This is a genomic window from Pseudomonas sp. P5_B2, from assembly GCF_056400445.1.
The window spans coordinates 19135-36843 of sequence record NZ_JBFULH010000014.1; the positions used below are offsets into that span (position 1 = coordinate 19135).

Sequence of the window (17709 nt, forward strand, 5' to 3'; positions counted from 1 at the left end):
GATTAGCGACCTATGCGCGGTTCTTTGAGTGCGATGGGCTGGGTGATCTCGGGGATTGCCCCGGTTTCTTCCTGCTTGCGCTTGAGGTAATCGAGGGCGACGGTGGCGGCGGCGCGGACGTGGTCGACGCAAGCCTGGTGAGCGGCCAGAGGATCACCGCTCTTGATCGCCTCGACCATGCGTTCCATTTCCTGGTTGCTGACGCCACGACGGTTTGTCTGGGACACCGACGTTGCGCGCAAGTAGCTGATGCGCGCCTGAAGCTGTCGCAGCTGAGTGGCCGCGACGTGGTTGCCGGAGCCTTCGAGCAGGACGTCGTAGAAGCCTTGCACGGAGTCGATGACTTGTTGCAGTTCGCCGTCCTTGAGCGCCTGGCGGTTTTCCTCCAGGGCTTTTTCCAGGGCCTTGATGTCCTTGGCCTTGGCACGCAGGGTGAACAGCTGAACGATCAGCCCTTCGAGCACGCAACGCAGCTCATAGATATCGACGGCATCGGCCAGGGTAATGATCGCCACCCGTGGGCCCTTGGCGTCGGCGAATTCCACCAGGCCTTCGGATTCCAGGTGGCGCAACGCTTCGCGCACAGAGGTACGGCTGACGCCCAAGCGATCGCACAGATCGCGTTCGACCAGACGGTCTCCCGGCAAAAGCTGGAAGTTCATGATGGCGCTTCGCAGTTTATCCAGCACGATTTCGCGCAGGGTAATGGGGTTGCGATTGACCTTGAAGCTGTCGTCGAGTGGCAGGCGTTTCATGGGGTCCGCTCTGAATGTGGCTGTCCATGTAAAAAGAGCACTTCGATCCTTTGGATCATCGGTACTCATTCAATCAAACAGCCAAGGGTTAACTGGAGGCCTCGGCATCGGCTTCGGCGAATGCTTCGCGGGCGAGCCGGAAACTGTCGACGGCAGCGGGTACACCGCAATATATGCCGACCTGAAGCAGAATTTCGCGTATTTGCTCACGACTCAGGCCGTTACGCAAGGCACCGCGCACATGCAGCTTCAGTTCGTGAGGCCGGTTGAGAGCCGAGATCATTGCCAGGTTGATCATGCTGCGCTCTTTGAGCGACAAACCCTCACGACCCCAGACGTGGCCCCAGCAGTACTCGGTAACCATTTCCTGCAGCGGACGGGTGAAGTCGTCGGCATTCTCGATGGAGCGTTTCACATAGGCTTCACCCAGCACCTGGGTGCGGATCTGCAAGCCTTTTTCATACTTTTCGTTGCTCATTTCGCTTATCTCCGTGGGGCACGGATATCAATACTGTTCTGTAGGAGCCCGGCTTGCCGGCGATGGCGTCTCCAGGAGCGCCATCGCCGACAAGCCGGGCTCTTACGATATGACCAACATGACCTAGAGCCCGCCCATCAGGGTGTATTTAAGTTCAAGGTAGTCTTCGATGCCGTACTTGGAACCTTCGCGACCCAGACCCGAGGATTTGATCCCGCCAAAAGGCGCAACCTCGGTGGAAATCAGCCCTTCGTTGATCCCGACCATGCCGTATTCCAAGGCTTCACTCATGCGCCAGGCGCGGCCCAGGTCGCGGGTGTAGCAGTAGGCAGCCAGGCCGAATTCGGTGTCGTTGGCCATCTGCACGGCCTCGACTTCGCTGTCGAAACGGAACACCGCTGCGAGAGGGCCAAAGGTTTCTTCCTGGGCAACTTTCATTTGCGTGGTGATGCCCGCCAATACCGTTGGCTGAAAGAAACCGTGACCCAATGCGTGACGTTCACCGCCGCAAAGCAACTGGGCACCTTGCGCCAGCGCGTCCTGCACATGGTCTTCAACCTTGGCCACTGCGCGCTCGTTGATCAGCGGGCCTTGATTGACCCCCGCATCGAAACCGCTGCCGACGTTGAGTTGCGAAACCCGTTCGGCAAGGCGCGCGACAAAGGCGTCGTGAATGCCATTTTGCACCAGGAAGCGATTGACGCAGACACAGGTCTGGCCGGCGTTGCGAAACTTGGCGATCAGCGCGCCTTCCACTGCACGCTCCAGGTCGGCATCGTCGAAGACAATGAACGGCGCGTTGCCGCCAAGCTCCAGCGAAACCTTCTTCAGCGTCGGCGCGCACTGCGCCATCAGCAACTTGCCAATGGCCGTGGAGCCGGTGAACGACAGTTTGCGCACCAATGGGCTTGCCGTCAGTTCAGCGCCGATGGCGATGGCATCGCCGGTGATCACGTTGAAAATACCAGGAGGAATGCCGGCCTGTTCGGCCAGCGCAGCCATGGCCAGTGCCGAGAACGGAGTCTCAGGGGCCGGTTTGACGATGCACGGACAGCCCGCAGCCAGTGCCGGGCCGGCCTTGCGAGTGATCATCGCCGCAGGGAAATTCCATGGCGTGATCGCCGCGACGACACCGATCGGCTCTTTGCTGACGACAATGCGCGCATCGCCCTTGTGGCTGGGAATGGTGTCACCGTAGATGCGTTTGGCTTCTTCAGCGAACCACTCGATGAAGCTGGCGGCGTAGAGGATTTCACCCTTGGCTTCGGCCAACGGTTTGCCTTGTTCGAGGGTGAGGATCTCGGCGAGGGCATCGGCGTTTTCCAGCATCAGCGCGTGCCAGCGCTTGAGCAGGTTGCTGCGTTCTTTGGCGGTGATTGCACGCCAGGCCGGCCAGGCTTGATTGGCGATAGCGATGGCCTGGCGCGCTTCGGTGGCGCCAAGGTTCGGCACCCGGCCAATCAATTCACCGGTGGCGGGGTTGAAAATGTCCTGTTGCGCACCATCGGGCGCATCCAGCCATTGGCCGCCGATGTAGGCCTGCTGGCGGAACAGTTGCGTGGCTGCTGGGCTCATGCCGCCTCCTGACAAAAAGTGGGACACCTGTGGGAGCAGGGCTTGCCCGCGATAGCGATGGATCAGTCAACATTGAAGTGGACTGTTATGCCGTCATCGCGGGCAAGCCCGGCTTCTACAGGGTTTTGTGTGAAACCGTCAGGCCAGGGCGGGCAGGGGGCCCAGCTTGCCTTTGTGGTAGATCATCGGCGTCACCGGTTGCTCGGGCAGAATCAGGTTCTTCACGGCGCCGACGATGATGGCGTGATCACCGCCATCGTATTCGCGCCACAGCTCGCACTCGATGATCGCGGTGGCTTTGAGCAGCAACGGGTTGCCCAACTCGCTCAGGTGCCAGTCGATGCCGCTGGCCTTGTCCTTGCCTTTGCCGGCAAAGGCATAGGCTTCGGCGGTCTGGTCAGCGGACAGCAGATGAATCGCGAACTGCTTGCTGTCGCGCAACACCGGGTAGGTGTCGGAAGCGTAATTGGGGCAGAACAGCACCAGTGCCGGGTCAATCGACAGTGCACTGAAGGCGCTGGCGGTAATGCCGACGATGCCGCCGTCCGGGTCCAGGGTGGTCACTATCGTGACTCCGGACGGGAACGAGCTCATGACGTCTTTGTAAATGCCGGGTTCGATCATTTCTCAGGACTCCTAACGCATCACGAACGGATCAGGCATCGGTGCCTGGGAAAGGTTGATCCATACCGTTTTCAGCTCGGTGTAGGCCAGCACCGAATCGATGCCGCTTTCGCGTCCATAGCCGCTGTTTTTGAAACCGCCGATCGGCGCCATGGCCGACACTGCGCGGTAGGTGTTGACCCAAATGATCCCCGAACGCACGTCCCGGGCCAGGCGATGGGCACGGCCCAGGTCGCGGGTCCAGATGCCGGCGGCGAGGCCGAACTGCGAGTCGTTGGCGATCGCCAGGGCTTCGGCTTCGTCCTTGAAACGAATGACCGACGCCACCGGGCCGAACACTTCTTCCTGCATGATCTTCATCGAGTTGCTATCGCACTCGAACAGCGTCGGCTCGTAGAACCAACCGTCACCGAGATTGGCCGGACGCTTGCCGCCCAGGCGCAGTTTCGCGCCTTCGGCAATGGCATCAGCGACCAGGCCTTCAACCACCGCCAGTTGCTGCGCGGTGGCCATCGGGCCCATTTCGCTGCTGTCTTCCTGTGGGTTGCCGATGCGGATGCGCTGGGCGCGCTCCACCAAGCGGCCGACGAATTCATCGTAGATTTCGTCCTGCACCAACAGACGCGAACCGGATACGCAGCTCTGCCCGGACGCGGCATAGATCCCGGCAATCGCGCCGTTGATCGCGCTGTCGAGGTCTGCATCGGCGAAAATAATGTTCGGCGATTTGCCACCCAGTTCCAGCGACAGCTTGGCGAAGTTTTCGGCGCTGCTGCGCACGACATGCCGTGCGGTAGCCGCACCACCGGTGAAGGCGATTTTGCGTACCAGCGGATGGCGGGTCAGGGCGGCGCCGGTGCTCGGTCCGTAACCGGTGACAACGTTGACCACGCCGGGTGGAATCCCCGCTTCCAACGCCAGGCGCGCCAGTTCAAGAATGGTTGCCGAGGCGTGCTCCGACGGCTTGATCACAATGGTGTTGCCTGCCGCGAGGGCCGGGGCCAGTTTGATCGCGGTCAGGTACAGCGGGCTGTTCCACGGAATGATCGCGGCGACCACGCCCATGGCCTCGTGCACGGTGTAGGCAAACAGGTCCGGCTTATCCAGCGGCAACGTGCCGCCTTCCAGTTTGTCAGCCAGGCCTGCGGTGTAGTGGAAAAATTCCGGCAGATAGCCGACCTGGCCGCGAGTCTCGCGAATCAGCTTGCCGTTGTCGCGGCTTTCCAGCTGCGCCAGTTGTTCCTTGTTTTCGGCGATCAGATCGCCCAGGCGGCGAAGCAGTTTGCCGCGTGCGGTGGCAGTCAGACCTCGCCAGGCCGGACTCTCGAAGGCAGTCTGCGCAGCCTGTACGGCCCGCTCGACGTCAGCTTCGTCAGCATCAGGCAATTCAGCCCAAGCTTGTGCCAGGGCCGGGTTCAGGCTTTCGAAGGTCTTGCCGGACAGGGCATCGACCCATTCACCGCCGATGCACATCTGGAAGCGTGCGAGTGTCATGCAACGATCCCCTTTATATGGTTTTGTCGGGAGTGCGCGGTGTCGAGAAACTCCAGCAACAGCTGGTTGACCAGGCGCGGCGATTCTACGGGCATCATATGCCGCTGTTCGGCGAGTACGGCAACGGTCGCGCCAGGAATGCGCTGGGCCAATTGCTCAGCCATTTCGGGAGTCGATCCCGGATCCAGCTCGCCGGTTGCAATCAATGTCGGCACCTGGATGCTGGCCAGATCCTCTGCGCGATACATGTCTTGGGTTGCAAACAATTCATAGGTGGTCAGGTAACCCTGAGGATCATTGCCCGCCAGTGTCTGGCGGATCGCAGCGATCTGCGCAGGATTGGCTGCCTGGTATTCACGACTGAACCAGCGTGACAGCGCCGCCTCAGCGTTGGCGTCCGGCCCGTGTTCGGCGGCCTGACTGGTTCGGGCGATGACACCGGCCCGTTGTTCAGGGCTGCGATTGAATACGCTGTTGAGCACCACCAGACTTTGCATACGTTGCGGGTAATGCAGGGCAAAAGCCCGCGCCACCAGCCCACCCATGGAAAAGCCGATCACTGCTGCGTTAGGCAATTGCAGGTGATCAAGCAGTTCCAGCAACTGGTCGGCATAGCCAAGCAGTGGGGTTCCGTTTTCCGGACGAGGACTGGCGCCATGGCCCAGCATGTCGTAGGCAATGACACGGTACTTCGTGGCCAGGCCAACGATCTGGCCGCCCCACATTTCTTTATTCAGGCCCACGCCGTGGATCAAGACCACGGGCTGGCCTTGGCCGGTCGCCAGGTAACTGGTTCCAGCCGGGGTGCGTTCAGCGGTGAGCCGAATCATGGAGCGCTCCTGCATACCTTTTTGTTGTAGTAACCGACCTTTATTACTGGGCTTTTTCGGCCGCCAGTTCTTCGAGGTCGATGTAGCGGTTGCCGATGCGTGGGTGCAGACGGCCGCCGTCGGCGCAACCCAGGACCACGACGATTTCGTCGGCACGCGGAGCGTCTTCGATCTGCATTTCCAGGGTGATGTAGTGCGAACGCAGGCCTTCGTCATCCTTGTGCATCATCGGAATCTGGATCGAGGTACCCGGGCCACCGCGCTTGTTGGTAAAACTCAGATAGCTCTTGGCTTTAACCGCTTCGCGGTAATGGTTACCGAAGCGCAGGGTGTGAATGACGGCGGAAGCGTGTTCGATTTCACCATCGGCACCGACGACGGCTGCCTTGCCGTAAGCCTCGATCTTCTCGGCACCGCCGATGATCCCGACCAGGCGCTCAACCATCAGTGCACCGAGGTCAGAGCAGTTGGCGCGGATTTCCGGCTTGAGGTCTTCGACGAAGCCGCGACCCAGCCACGGGTTCTTCATCACCACAGCCAGACCGACCATGGTCACTGGCGTATCGGTGGCCTTGCCGCCTTCGATAAAGGTTTCTTCGACATAGCTGACGATCTTGCGGATTTCGAAACTCATGAGCTGCTCCGTATCAGGTTAAAAGTGTCTGTGCGTATGATGGTATACCATAATACCGGATGCGCAAGACCCTGAAATGAGTTTCTGGTCGGAAGGTGATGAAATGAGGGGGAAGGGCTGCGTCGGCGGTAGATACCGCAGGTTGAGCCAATTGGATGCGTGGGGCTGGCGGCCTGATTCGTTCAAACCAGGCGCCAGAGAATGAAATGACCCAGAAGCAGTGTTACGTCCATTCTGGGTGGGGATGAATCAAAAATATTTGAGCCAGCCGATATCGCGCCGACGTGCCTTCAATGTGGCGAACCAACGCACGGGTAAATATAGCGCCGAAGCCAAGAGCACCGCCGTCAGCCACACCGCCCAAACGCTGTCGAAACCGAAATAGCTGCCTTGATTCAAACCGAACAACGCCACGCCGACCAGATACAGCACTTTCAGTACGTAAAGGTGGAGCAAGTAGAAGAACATCGGCGCCGCGCCAAATACCGCCAATGTGCTGATCCACTTGCGTTGCTGGGCCCGCTCAAAGCCCAGAAGCAGTAGTAGCCCAACACCTAGCGTCAAAGAAAGGAAGAGCAGGGAAGGCGGGTATTTGGTGATGTTGAAAAAACTCATGAGGGTTTGTGTAGTGCTGCCATAGGCCACCCAATGAGCCTCGCCATAACCATTAACAAGGCGCAGCGCGACGAAACTGACTAACGCGCCGGCCCCTGCCAGTAACAGGTATCGCTGACGCGTGGCGATAGAGGCAGAGGGGGAGAACCAAGGGCCGATGCAGTAACCCAGGGCTATCACGCCGATCCATGGCAGCACAGGATAAGAACTGCGAAGGCGCAAGTTGTCAGAGAATTCGATCCAGCCGCGATCATGCAGAATTGCCCAGGGCACGTGCATCGCTGAATCAACCGGAAAGTGCAGCGAATCGAGCAGGTTGTGCCCGGCGATGATGACCAGGCTCAGAACAAACAGGATTGGCCGAGGTAGCCAGACCAGTACGGCAAGGGAAATCATGCTGACGCCAATGGCCCAGATGACCTGCATGTAAATCACACTGGGCGGGAACTGAAACGTCCAGGCGAAATTCACCAAAGTGAACTMCAGCAGGACCAGGAATAGGCCTCGTTTGAACAGGAAGGCCGCCACATCGCTCTTGCCTTGGTGCTTTTCGCCGTACAAATAGGCGGACAATCCAGTCAGAAGAACGAACACTGGCGCACATAAATGGGCGAGCGTTCGGCTGAAAAATAATGCAGGTTCGGTGGTGTCGATGGCCATAGGGTCGACAACCTGGCGGTGCAGAAGGAACGTTTCGCGGACGTGATCCAGTAGCATGAAAATGATCACTAGTCCCCGAAGGGCATCTATGGATAGCAGGCGTTTATTTACGCTCGGAGTGGAGGCGATATGAGTAGAGTTCGTCATCGAGAGCCGCAGGCAGGGAGTGGAAATAGCTGTCAGAACATCGACAGATCATCAATCGATATAACATAACATATCGCCACATCCTGACCGTCATGCTTTCCAGTAGGCAGGGTTCTCTGCGTCCGCGTTGTCTCAGGTCGAGCGAGCCATAATCGATTGCGCGCGTCCAATGACCGGTGCATCGACCATTTGCCCATCCAGAACGAAAACACCTTCACCTGAACGGGCGGCTTCGATAATGCGTTGTGCCCACTGCAATTCTTCCAGGCTGGGTTTGAACGCTTGATGAATGATTGCAACCTGCATTGGATGGATACACAGCGCGCCACCAAAGCCCATGTCGCGTGCAAATTGCACCGCGCTTAGCAGCCCGGTGGTGTCCTGGATCGACGGAAATACTCCGTCCAGGGCCGGAGCGAGCCCGGCAATTCGAGTCGCGAGCAAAACGGCGTAGCGAGCATGGCCAAGTATTTCTTCAGCGGCAGGGCTGCCTGTCGTCAGGTTCAGGTCTAGGCCCAGATCGAGACTACCGAACGACAAGCGTTCAACACCTTGAGCGCCGGCAATCTCGTTAATTGCAACCAAGCCCTTGGCGCTCTCGATGATTGGCCAGATCGGTTTTTTGGTACCTGCAGCAGTAGTTACCTGCGCCGCACTTTCTGCTTTGGGTAACAGAATTCCAATCACTCCGGCGTGGCGTCGGCATAGTTCCAGATCCGCCACATGTGCCCAGTGATCCGGGGCATTCACACGGACCAGAATCCGTGCATCCGGGGTTTCGCTCAGGAAAACGTCAAGATTGTCCCTGGCCTGCTCCTTGAGGTTTTCTTGCACGGCATCCTCCAGGTCAACGATGACCCGGTCTGCGCCAGTGGCGATAGCTTTTGGGATGCGCTCTGGTCGAGTGGCCGGCACAAACAGGGCGGAGCGAACAATTGATTGGTTCATGGCGTTGCTCCATTGCTGAATTCAATCTCTCCGATCTGCGCTGTGCCGTCCTGATTCCCGGCCCAGACCTGCGCCTTGCCGTTTTCGATCACTCGGCCGCCCACCTCGAAAGGTTGAGGCGAAATAAGCGGTCGTACTCCACGGAAGGTGAAGCGCTCCAGGCGCGCCGTCGGATGCGTTTTGGTAAAGGCACGCAAGTTCAACGTGGCGATCAATGGACCATGCACCACCAGCCCCGGATAACCTTCGGTCTCTGTCACATACGGCCAGTCATAGTGAATACGATGACCATTGAAAGTGACTGCGGAATAGCGGAACAGCAGGGTTGGGGAAGGCTCGATCCTTTCCTGCCACTGGCCTTCAGGTAGCGTTTCGGTACCGTTCAGTTTGGGCGGGACAGGTTCACGGTAAACAATGTCCTGCTCATCTTGCAGGGCGCGTTTGCCGTCTTGGTAAAACTCATGGCGCACCGTGACGAACAGCAATGAACCCGTGCGGCCGTGCTTCTCCTCGACGTTGAGAATGGTCGATACACAGGTCACTTCTGCCTCTACGTTTAACGGCTGGTAAAACTCGATGCGACTGCCTGCCCACATGCGATTGCGGTTATGGGCCGGCGGCAAAAAGCCCCCCAGCGCTGGATGTCCATCGGGGCCCAGTTCGCCGGCGCCCACCGGCTCCTGAAAAAATGCCCAGTGCCACAGGGGCGGCAGCGCTTCACCGGGTTGAGGGGCAAGCTCGCCCAATGTCGCGGCAATGCGTCTGACCAGCGTGAAACTGATTCGGTCCTGGCTTTCCTGGCGTCGTCCAATCCAGGCGGAAAAATCGGAACTGCTGTTCATATTATTTTCTCCCATCGGTCAGTGATCAGGCCAAGGCGGCCATTTCTGGAATCGCTTCAAAAAGATCCGCGACCAGGCCGTAATCGGCCACCTGGAAGATCGGCGCTTCTTCGTCCTTGTTGATCGCAACGATCACTTTGGAGTCTTTCATGCCGGCCAGGTGCTGRATCGCGCCGGAAATACCGACCGCGATGTACAGCTGTGGMGCAACGATCTTGCCGGTCTGACCGACCTGCATGTCGTTGGGTACAAAACCTGCRTCGACCGCGGCGCGGGAAGCACCGACRGCAGCGCCCAGCTTGTCRGCCAAGGCGTACAGGTGTTTGAAGTTGTCGCCGTTCTGCATGCCGCGACCGCCGGAAACGACGATCTTGGCAGCGGTCAGTTCCGGACGATCGGACTTGGCCAGTTCTTCGCCAACGAAGCTCGAAGTGCCCGCGTCATGAGCAGCGGCAACGGCTTCCACAGCAGCCGAACCACCTTCTGCGGCAACCGGGTCGAAACCGGTAGCACGCACGGTGATGACTTTCACKGCAGCGTTCGAYTGCACGGTAGCRATRGCGTTACCGGCGTAGATCGGACGCTTGAAGGTGTCAGCGCTTTCSACCGAGATGATCTCGGAGATCTGGTCAACGTCCAGCTGMGCGGCAACGCGCGGCAGGATGTTTTTACCGTTGGAAGTAGCGGCAGCCAGGATGTGGCTGTAACCCTTGCCCAAYTCGGCAACCAGAGGCGCTACGTTTTCCGGCAGCTGATGAGCGTAGGCAGCGTTGTCGGCCACCAGCACTTTRKTSACGCCAGCGATTTTCGCWGCGGCTTCAGCCACGGCGCCAACGCCCAGACCAGCAACCAGAACGTGGATGTCGCCACCGATTTTGGCGGCAGCMGCAACGGTGTTCAGTGTGGCCGGAGCCACTACTTTGCTGTCGTGTTCAGCGATTACCAAGATAGTCATGATTCCGCTCCTTAACTCAAAGCACCTTCGCTTCGTTTTTCAGTTTCTCGACCAGTTCAGCCACCGACTTGACCTTGATACCCGCGCTGCGTGCAGCAGGCGCTTCGACTTTCASGGTCTTGTTGGTGGAGGCGGTGGAAACGCCCAAAGCGTCCGGAGTCAGCACTTCGAGAGGCTTCTTCTTGGCTTTCATGATRTTTGGCAGGGACGCRTAACGCGGCTCGTTCAAACGCAGGTCGGTGGTGACGATGGCCGGCAGTTTCAGGGAAACTGTCTGCGCGCCGCCGTCGACTTCGCGAGTCACGGCAACGCTGTCGCCGCTGACTTCAACTTTGGACGCGAACGTGCCCTGACCGTAGCCGCTCAATGCAGCGAGCATCTGGCCAGTCTGGTTGTTGTCGCTGTCGATCGCTTGTTTGCCAAGGATCACCAGCTGAGGCTGTTCCTTGTCGACAACAGCTTTCAACAGTTTGGCAACGGCCAGCGAAGTCAGGTCTTCGGCGGATTCGACGAGGATGGCGCGGTCGGCACCCAGAGCCAGCGCGGTGCGCAGTTGCTCTTGMGCGGTRGACGGRCCRACGGAGACGACGAYGATTTCAGTCGCAACGCCCCCTTCCTTTATAGAAAGCTCTTTCAGGCGTACGGCTTCTTCCACKGCRATYTCGCAGAACGGGTTCATCGACATCTTGACGTTRGYGAGGTCGACGCCGGAATTGTCYGCYTTGACGCGAACYTTSACGTTGTAGTCGACTACTCGTTTCACAGCTACCAGGATCTTCATTGGGCAGTGTTCTCTCAAAAACTTTGATCGTTGCAGGCAAGCTTTTTGTTTTCAGATCAAGGCTAAATTGCCCCGGCTGCGCGCATTTGTTCAATACGATCCGTACCCAGCCCCAGCTCCCTGAGCACCTGTTCTGTGTGCTGGCCGAGACCCGGTACGGCATCCATACGTGGCTCGAATGCGCTGTTGCTGCCAGGAGGTATCAAGCTAGGAACCGTGCCGGCAGAGGTTTCGACTTCCCGCCAGCGATCACGTGCCTGAAGTTGCGGATGGTCCCAAACACCTTGCATGTCGTTGACCCGGGCGTTGGCAATTTGCGCATGCTCCAACCGATCAAACACCGCATCGAAATTGAGTGTGGAGAACGATTCAACGATGAGTGCCCGCAGCGCTTGACGGTTTTCGACGCGCTTGAAGTTGGCAGAGAAACGTTCGTCTTTCGCCAGTTCAGGAGTAAGCAGTACCTTGTCGCAAAACAACTGCCACTCCCGCTCGTTTTGCAACCCCAGCATCACGGTGGTGCCGTCACCGATGGGGAAGGGGCCATAGGGATAGATCGTGGCGTGCGCTGCGCCGGCGCGAGGGGGCGGTGCAGCGCCTTCGTAGGCGTAGTACATCGGGTAGTTCATCCACTCGACCAGGCTTTCCAGCATCGACACATCGAGGTGGCTGCCTTCGCCAGTGCGTCCTCGCAACAGCAAGGCAGACAGAATTCCGGTGTAGGCGTACATGCCAGCGGCGATGTCGGCAATCGAGCAACCGGCCTTGGCCATTTCTTCCTCACCCGGTCCGCCGGTGACCGACAGGAATCCGCCTTCGCTCTGGATCAACAAGTCATAGGCTTTTTTCTTTTCATACGGGCCGCCTGCGCCGTAGCCTGAAATGTCACAAACGATCAGGCGCGGAAACCGCTGATGCAAAGCCGCAAATGAAAGTCCCATCCGTGCGGCTGCACCCGGTGCCAGGTTCTGTACCAGGACATCGGCAGTGGCCAGCAAACTGTCCAGCACCTCAGTGGCTGAATCTTGTTTCAGGTCGAGCGTCAGGCTTTCTTTCGAGCGATTGGTCCAGACAAAGTGCGAAGCGAGGCCGTTGACGCGTTGGTCGTAGCCTCGGGCGAAATCGCCTGTGCCGGGGCGTTCGACCTTGATCACGCGCGCGCCGAGGTCGGCCAGTTGTCGGGTGCAGAAGGGCGCTGCAATCGCATGTTCAAGGCTGACGACAGTAATGCCATCGAGCGGACGGACGCCTTTGGGTTGGCTCATGATTATTATCTCTCTTGTCATGGCTCCCCAGTCGCGTCTGCCTGGGCCGACGCACTGGGCTTTACGCTGTTCCTTTAAAAGGAGCGCGGCAGTTCGAGCAGGTGTTCGGCAACGTAGGACAGGATCAAGTTGGTGGAGATGGGGGCAACCTGATACAGGCGGGTTTCGCGGAATTTGCGCTCGACGTCGTACTCGCAGGCAAAACCAAAACCGCCGTGGGTTTGCAAGCAGGCATTGGCGGCTTCCCAAGAGGCTTTCGCCGCCAGGTACTTGGCCATATTGGCGCTGGCCCCGGCGTTGATACCGCTGTCGTATTCTTCGCACGCACGCCAGCGCATCAGGTCAGCCGCTTCGATTTCTACGTGCGCTTCAGCGATGGGAAACTGAACGCCCTGGTTCTGCCCGATAGGGCGACCGAACACGACGCGATCACGGGCATAGGCGCTGGCTTTTTCGATAAACCAGCGACCGTCGCCAATGCATTCGGCTGCGATCAGTGTGCGCTCGGCGTTCAGTCCGTCGAGGATGTACCTGAAGCCTTTGCCTTCCTCGCCGATCAGGCTCTCAGCAGGAATTTGCAGATTATCGAAGAACAACTCGTTGGTTTCGTGGTTGACCATGTTGGCGATAGGTTGCACGGTCAGGCCGTTACCTATGGCCTCACGCAGGTCCACGAGGAAGATCGACATGCCTTCGGATTTTTTCTGCACTTCAGCCAAAGGAGTCGTACGCGCCAGAAGGATCATCAGATCCGAATGCTGGACGCGCGAGATCCAGACCTTCTGCCCGTTAATGAMGTATTTGTCGCCGCGTTTGACCGCTGTGGTCTTGATCTTTGTGGTGTCGGTGCCGGTGGTAGGCTCGGTCACTGCCATCGATTGCAGGCGTAATTCGCCGCTGGCCAGTTTCGGCAGGTAATAGCTTTTCTGCGCCTCGCTGCCGTTACGCAACAGGGTGAACATGTTGTACATCTGCCCGTGAACGGTGCCGGAGTTGCCACCGCAGCGATTCACTTCTTCGAGGATGACCGAGGCCTCGGCCAATCCCAGGCCGGAGCCGCCATATTCGACTGGAATCATCGCGGCCAGCCAACCAGCGTCGGTCAGCGCCTTGACGAAGGTTTCCGGAAAGCCTTTTTCTTCGTCGACTTTGCGCCAGTAAGCCGCATCGAATTCAGCGCAAAGAGCGCGTACGCCCTCGCGGATGGCATTGAGTTCTTCAGAGTTGCGGTCAGTCATTATTATTCTCCTCAACGCGTCACGCATGACAGCTGCCGTGCGTGACCGGGTACGGGCATGGAAGGGTCAGATCGGGTTGAATCCCAGCGCAGCACGAAAGCGATTCTTGACGTATTGACCATCACGCGGTGGCAGCACGCGTGGCGGGTTTTCCGCTTTGATTTTGATCGTCGCGAGCTTGACGCCATCGCGCGTTGCGAAGCGCTCTCGCAGGTCGTGCACGCCTTCCATGTCACGGATTTCATCGGTCCAGCTGAAGCCGCAGGTTTTCGCGACTTGGTCGAGCGAAATGCCGAAACCAGCGTGGCTGACTTGCATGCCGGTTTCGCCAAAGTGACCGTTATCCAGTACGGCAATGGTCAGGTTGGCCGGCTTTTGCAGGGCGACCGTGGCCAGTGCACCGAAGCCCATGAGCAGCTCGCCGTCGCCGGTGACCACGACGACGGACTTGTCCGGCTGTGCGTTGGCCAAGCCCAGCCCGACGGTGATGGCRCTGCCCATGGCGGCCCAGAGGTAGTAATTAAGATCATTGTCACCGGCGGCCATGACGTCATAAGACGCCGAGCCCAGCCCGGTCACGACCAGCACGTCCTTGCGGTCGGCCAGGAGGGCTTTGACCACTTCACGACGGCACAGGGTGTGGTTTGCGCTTACTTGACCCATTTCTTTTCTCCAATCAGGCGCTGACCGAGCAGCAGGGCAGTGGCGGAATCTCCGTTGAATGCCATGGTCGCGGCACCGTGCAGAAGAGGCGCGACGTCTTCCGGCACGTCCGCGCGCCAGGTCATGACCTTCATCAGATTCAGAGAGGCTTCGGTGGCCTGGCCCATAGGGTTCTGCCACGCATTGAATTCAGCCCAGTCGCCGCGCATGGTGACGACCATCAGTAGCGGGAAGCCGGCGCAGACTTGAAGAGCCAGCGTGTTGATGCAGTTCCCGACGCCGCTGGATTGCATCAGCAGTGCGCCGCGCTCGCCGCCAAGCCAGGCGCCAGCCAGGTAGCCGATGCCTTCTTCTTCAGTGGTGAGGACGACGGCCTTGATGTCCGGATCTGCATAGGACATACGGATGGCCGCCGAATGGCCCGCATCCGGTACGAAGACCACGTGTTTGACGTTGTGGGCCTTGAGCACGCGGAACACGTCCTCCTGCCAATCCTGCCCCACGGTTTGTTCAGCTTCTGTTGACATACCCATCTCCCAAGCAGTGCTGCTTTTGTGTTTTCACACATTCTGGGAGTGCTGGAACCGAAGTACGACTACCGTTTTTGTCTTTGAGATATGCCCATTTTGTATAGCTGGTCGGGATGCGCGCGGCTTACCGGGCAACATCGATAGCCACGCTTTATGGCAAGGGGATGATTAACGGATGAAGCATCGTTTCCGCGACCCGGAAACGTGAAAAGGCCCATGGATCATCATGGGCCCTTGTAAAAGAAGCAGAGTAAAAGTCAGTACCTCAGATCCTGGCAGCCTGGGATTTGACGCAGCCCCTCAGTCCGGTGCGTTCTTCGATCTCACCCGAGCCGCTGATGTATCCATAGCGGGACAGATTTGGCATCAGCATCGCTGCGATGAAAGTGATGGTGACTACGGCCGCGACGTAGAAGAAGAAATACTCCTCGATACTCYGCGATCGAAGCGACAAGGCGACGTATTCGGCGGTGCCGCCGAACGCCGCGTTGCCGACGGCATAAGGAAAGCCCACCCCCAAAGCACGTACCGCTGGCGGGAACAGTTCGGCTTTGACGATCCCGGCAATCGGAGTGTACAGCGACGCGATAGCCAGGCCGCCAAAAACCAGCAGGAACGCTGTAAATGGACTGCTGACCGATTGCAGGGAATAGAGCAGGGGGATCACCAGCAGCATTGCCAACCCGGAAAACATCAGCATGTGCGCCTTGATCCCGATACGGTCGGCGAGCAGACCAAAGATTGGCTGGCAGAACATGAAGCCGACCAGGGCGGCCGTCATGATGAAGCTCACGGTTTCCGGGGTGAATCCCGCAGAAATCACCAGGAATTTCTGCATGTAGGTGGTGAAGGTGTAGAAGTAAAGCGAACCGCCAATGGTAAAGGCTACCACCAGTGCCACTGCGCGTTTGTGTTTGAACATGCCGCGCAACGAGCCGGCATCTTTGCGGTTCATGTCTTTCTTGGTGGCGGTTTCATGCATCGCACGCCGCAAATACACCACGACGATAGAACTCAGGGCACCAATGAAGAACGGAATTCTCCAGCCCCATTCGCGCAGTTCCTCACCGGTCAGCGTTTGTTGAAGAATGACCACGGTCATCAGGGCAAGGAGTTGCCCCGCAATGATGGTGAAGTACTGGAACGATCCATAGAAACAGCGACGACCAGGTGTCGCGATTTCACTGATGTAGGTGGCACCTGTTCCGTACTCTGCGCCTACGGACAGGCCCTGAATCAGTCTGGCGACGACAAGCAAAACCGGCGCAGCTACACCGATGGTTTCATAGGTTGGCATGACGGCAATCAGCAGGGAGCCGGCGCACATCATGAACACCGAGATAATCATCGACACCTTCCGGCCGCGAGTATCAGCAATCCAGCCAAATATCCAACCGCCCAGAGGGCGCATGAAAAACCCCACGGCGAAGACACCGGCGGTTGCCAGTAGCTGGCTGGTCGTATCGCCTTTGGGGAAAAACGAAGCCGCAAAGTAGATGGCGGTATAGGCATAAATGAAAAAGTCGTACCACTCCACCAGGTTGCCCGAGCAGGCACCCATGATGGCCCTGACGCGATTCGGACTTTTTATCTGATCGGACTTTTCGGTGTGGAGTGTTGAGTCGTTGGTTGATGCAGACATTGTGTTCACCCTTGCTTCAAGGCGAGACGATACGAGGCGCACGCTTATGCGTGTCCGACGTGGCTAACTCGATGGGTTGATGTGCTTAACGCAGTTGCGGTGACCCTGCGATGACCAAGGCACATGAAGAGGGGGGATGTAGATGAGGGGTCAGCTGTTCACTGACGGTGTAAGGCCGGTCGGTCAGGTAACGAAAAATGTATTCAATCATGGCGCAAGCCCTCGAATCTTATTCTTGTAGTCAATCGAGCGCTCTTTGGCGTCGACGTTGATTGCACGCTACCGCAGAGTGACCAGAGTAATAAGCCGTCAGCCAGGCCTAACTGATATACCGAAATTTTATAGCTTGTCTCGCAGCCCCGGCAGGCCGGGCTATACAGCCGCTCGTAAGTCGCAACGCCTCATGTGACGCCACCTCTGCGGCATTTAAAGGGGCGCTGATGCGTTTACACTGACAGCACTTTCGACGCATTTCGCGCCGAGCCCGACTTTGACTGGCCAGGTAATGGATGTCGTTCAACTCAAAACCMTGATTCATGTGGCCGAGCTTGGCAGTCTCAGCAAGGCCTCCGACCGGCTTCACATCGCGCAACCGGCACTGAGCAGGCAAATTCGTTTGTTGGAAAAAGAGCTCGGGACCTACCTGTTTGATCGCCATGGTCGAGGCATGGAGATTACCGATGCCGGCCGTGAAGTCTTGGCACATGCCACCCGAATCATGGAAGAGATGGAGTCCATTCGAAGTTCGGTCGTGGGCGGGAAGTCTTCTTTTCGCGGCACAGTGGTGATTGGTACGACACCGACGGTAGCGGAAATTGTCACTGTCCCGCTGGTGCGCAAAATCAAGGACGCGCATCCGAATCTCGCTATCAGGTTCTCCTCTGCGTTTAGCGGTTACCTGCTGGATTGGGTTCAGCGTGGCGAATTGGAACTGGCGATTTCATACGACCCCCAACCCTTGCACACGCTGCGCATCGTGCCGGTGATGATGGAAAACCTGCTGCTGGTCGGCCCCGCCAGCGCCAACCTGCGC

General features: G+C 58.3%; 18 protein-coding genes. 1 reads left to right on the forward strand and 17 read right to left on the reverse strand.

Features of this window, described 5'->3' with window-relative positions; all coding sequences use genetic code 11:
- Positions 1–2: 2 nt before the first annotated feature.
- From AC1DRJ_RS03300 to AC1DRJ_RS03380, 17 genes are all read right to left on the reverse strand, one after another.
- Positions 3–755 (reverse strand): GntR family transcriptional regulator, encoded by a 753-nt coding sequence (locus AC1DRJ_RS03300; protein WP_477800814.1) that lies wholly within the window; start codon positions 753–755, stop codon positions 3–5.
- Positions 756–843: 88 nt separating this feature from the next.
- A complete protein-coding gene (locus AC1DRJ_RS03305) occupies positions 844–1233 on the reverse strand; it encodes a carboxymuconolactone decarboxylase family protein (RefSeq protein ID WP_139645298.1) in 390 nt (129 codons plus the stop codon).
- Positions 1234–1356: 123 nt separating this feature from the next.
- On the reverse strand, positions 1357–2808 hold the full coding sequence (locus AC1DRJ_RS03310) for an NAD-dependent succinate-semialdehyde dehydrogenase (protein ID WP_477800815.1): 1452 nt from the start codon (positions 2806–2808) through the stop codon (positions 1357–1359).
- A gap of 138 nt (positions 2809–2946) precedes the next feature.
- On the reverse strand, positions 2947–3432 hold the full coding sequence (locus tag AC1DRJ_RS03315; protein WP_477790193.1) for a flavin reductase family protein: 486 nt from the start codon (positions 3430–3432) through the stop codon (positions 2947–2949).
- Between the two features lie 12 nt (positions 3433–3444).
- Positions 3445–4926, reverse strand: a complete 1482-nt coding sequence (locus AC1DRJ_RS03320) for an aldehyde dehydrogenase (RefSeq protein ID WP_477800816.1) — start codon at positions 4924–4926, stop codon at positions 3445–3447.
- Positions 4923–5756 (reverse strand): alpha/beta fold hydrolase, encoded by an 834-nt coding sequence (locus AC1DRJ_RS03325; protein ID WP_477800817.1) that lies wholly within the window; start codon positions 5754–5756, stop codon positions 4923–4925. Before AC1DRJ_RS03325 ends, AC1DRJ_RS03320 begins: the two co-directional genes overlap by 4 nt.
- A gap of 43 nt (positions 5757–5799) precedes the next feature.
- Positions 5800–6390 carry an amino acid synthesis family protein gene (locus AC1DRJ_RS03330; RefSeq protein ID WP_201112043.1) on the reverse strand — a complete coding sequence of 197 codons (591 nt, stop codon included), beginning with the start codon at positions 6388–6390 and terminating at the stop codon, positions 5800–5802.
- A 249-nt stretch (positions 6391–6639) separates the two neighbouring features.
- A complete protein-coding gene (locus AC1DRJ_RS03335; RefSeq protein ID WP_477800818.1) occupies positions 6640–7812 on the reverse strand; it encodes an acetyltransferase domain-containing protein in 1173 nt (390 codons plus the stop codon).
- A 132-nt stretch (positions 7813–7944) separates the two neighbouring features.
- A complete protein-coding gene (locus AC1DRJ_RS03340; protein WP_477800819.1) occupies positions 7945–8760 on the reverse strand; it encodes an HpcH/HpaI aldolase/citrate lyase family protein in 816 nt (271 codons plus the stop codon).
- Positions 8757–9602 (reverse strand): HTD2 family dehydratase, encoded by an 846-nt coding sequence (locus tag AC1DRJ_RS03345; RefSeq protein WP_477800820.1) that lies wholly within the window; start codon positions 9600–9602, stop codon positions 8757–8759. Before AC1DRJ_RS03345 ends, AC1DRJ_RS03340 begins: the two co-directional genes overlap by 4 nt.
- Before the next feature lie 25 nt (positions 9603–9627).
- Positions 9628–10557, reverse strand: coding sequence for an electron transfer flavoprotein subunit alpha/FixB family protein (locus tag AC1DRJ_RS03350; RefSeq protein ID WP_477800821.1), 930 nt, complete (start codon positions 10555–10557; stop codon positions 9628–9630).
- Positions 10558–10573: 16 nt separating this feature from the next.
- On the reverse strand, positions 10574–11338 hold the full coding sequence (locus tag AC1DRJ_RS03355; RefSeq protein ID WP_477800822.1) for an electron transfer flavoprotein subunit beta/FixA family protein: 765 nt from the start codon (positions 11336–11338) through the stop codon (positions 10574–10576).
- 62 nt (positions 11339–11400) lie between these two features.
- A complete protein-coding gene (locus AC1DRJ_RS03360; protein ID WP_477800823.1) occupies positions 11401–12603 on the reverse strand; it encodes a CaiB/BaiF CoA transferase family protein in 1203 nt (400 codons plus the stop codon).
- A 74-nt stretch (positions 12604–12677) separates the two neighbouring features.
- Positions 12678–13841 (reverse strand): acyl-CoA dehydrogenase family protein, encoded by a 1164-nt coding sequence (locus tag AC1DRJ_RS03365; RefSeq protein WP_477800824.1) that lies wholly within the window; start codon positions 13839–13841, stop codon positions 12678–12680.
- A 66-nt stretch (positions 13842–13907) separates the two neighbouring features.
- The gene (locus AC1DRJ_RS03370) at positions 13908–14504 is read right to left on the reverse strand and encodes a thiamine pyrophosphate-dependent enzyme (protein ID WP_477800825.1); all 597 of its coding nucleotides are present in this window, start codon (positions 14502–14504) and stop codon (positions 13908–13910) included.
- Complete coding sequence (locus AC1DRJ_RS03375; protein WP_477800826.1) at positions 14492–15031, reverse strand: thiamine pyrophosphate-binding protein; 540 nt, start codon at positions 15029–15031, stop codon at positions 14492–14494. Before AC1DRJ_RS03375 ends, AC1DRJ_RS03370 begins: the two co-directional genes overlap by 13 nt.
- A 268-nt stretch (positions 15032–15299) precedes the next feature.
- The gene (locus AC1DRJ_RS03380; RefSeq protein ID WP_477800827.1) at positions 15300–16676 is read right to left on the reverse strand and encodes an MFS family transporter; all 1377 of its coding nucleotides are present in this window, start codon (positions 16674–16676) and stop codon (positions 15300–15302) included.
- A gap of 505 nt (positions 16677–17181) precedes the next feature.
- On the opposite strand from AC1DRJ_RS03380, the gene AC1DRJ_RS03385 reads away from it, so the two are divergent.
- Positions 17182–17709, forward strand: a 528-nt coding sequence (locus tag AC1DRJ_RS03385) for a LysR family transcriptional regulator (RefSeq protein ID WP_477800828.1), incomplete at its 3' end; no start/stop codon positions are given.

Excerpts from the sequence above, each read along its gene's own strand:
- AC1DRJ_RS03300 (WP_477800814.1), bottom strand. The coding sequence starts at position 755 with ATGAAACGCCTGCCACTCGACGACAGCTTCAAGGTCAATCGCAACCCC.
- AC1DRJ_RS03305 (WP_139645298.1), bottom strand. The coding sequence starts at position 1,233 with ATGAGCAACGAAAAGTATGAAAAAGGCTTGCAGATCCGCACCCAGGTG.
- AC1DRJ_RS03310 (WP_477800815.1), bottom strand. The coding sequence starts at position 2,808 with ATGAGCCCAGCAGCCACGCAACTGTTCCGCCAGCAGGCCTACATCGGC.
- AC1DRJ_RS03315 (WP_477790193.1), bottom strand. The coding sequence starts at position 3,432 with ATGATCGAACCCGGCATTTACAAAGACGTCATGAGCTCGTTCCCGTCC.
- AC1DRJ_RS03320 (WP_477800816.1), bottom strand. The coding sequence starts at position 4,926 with ATGACACTCGCACGCTTCCAGATGTGCATCGGCGGTGAATGGGTCGAT.
- AC1DRJ_RS03325 (WP_477800817.1), bottom strand. The coding sequence starts at position 5,756 with ATGATTCGGCTCACCGCTGAACGCACCCCGGCTGGAACCAGTTACCTG.
- AC1DRJ_RS03330 (WP_201112043.1), bottom strand. The coding sequence starts at position 6,390 with ATGAGTTTCGAAATCCGCAAGATCGTCAGCTATGTCGAAGAAACCTTT.
- AC1DRJ_RS03340 (WP_477800819.1), bottom strand. The coding sequence starts at position 8,760 with ATGAACCAATCAATTGTTCGCTCCGCCCTGTTTGTGCCGGCCACTCGA.
- AC1DRJ_RS03345 (WP_477800820.1), bottom strand. The coding sequence starts at position 9,602 with ATGAACAGCAGTTCCGATTTTTCCGCCTGGATTGGACGACGCCAGGAA.
- AC1DRJ_RS03360 (WP_477800823.1), bottom strand. The coding sequence starts at position 12,603 with ATGAGCCAACCCAAAGGCGTCCGTCCGCTCGATGGCATTACTGTCGTC.
- AC1DRJ_RS03375 (WP_477800826.1), bottom strand. The coding sequence starts at position 15,031 with ATGTCAACAGAAGCTGAACAAACCGTGGGGCAGGATTGGCAGGAGGAC.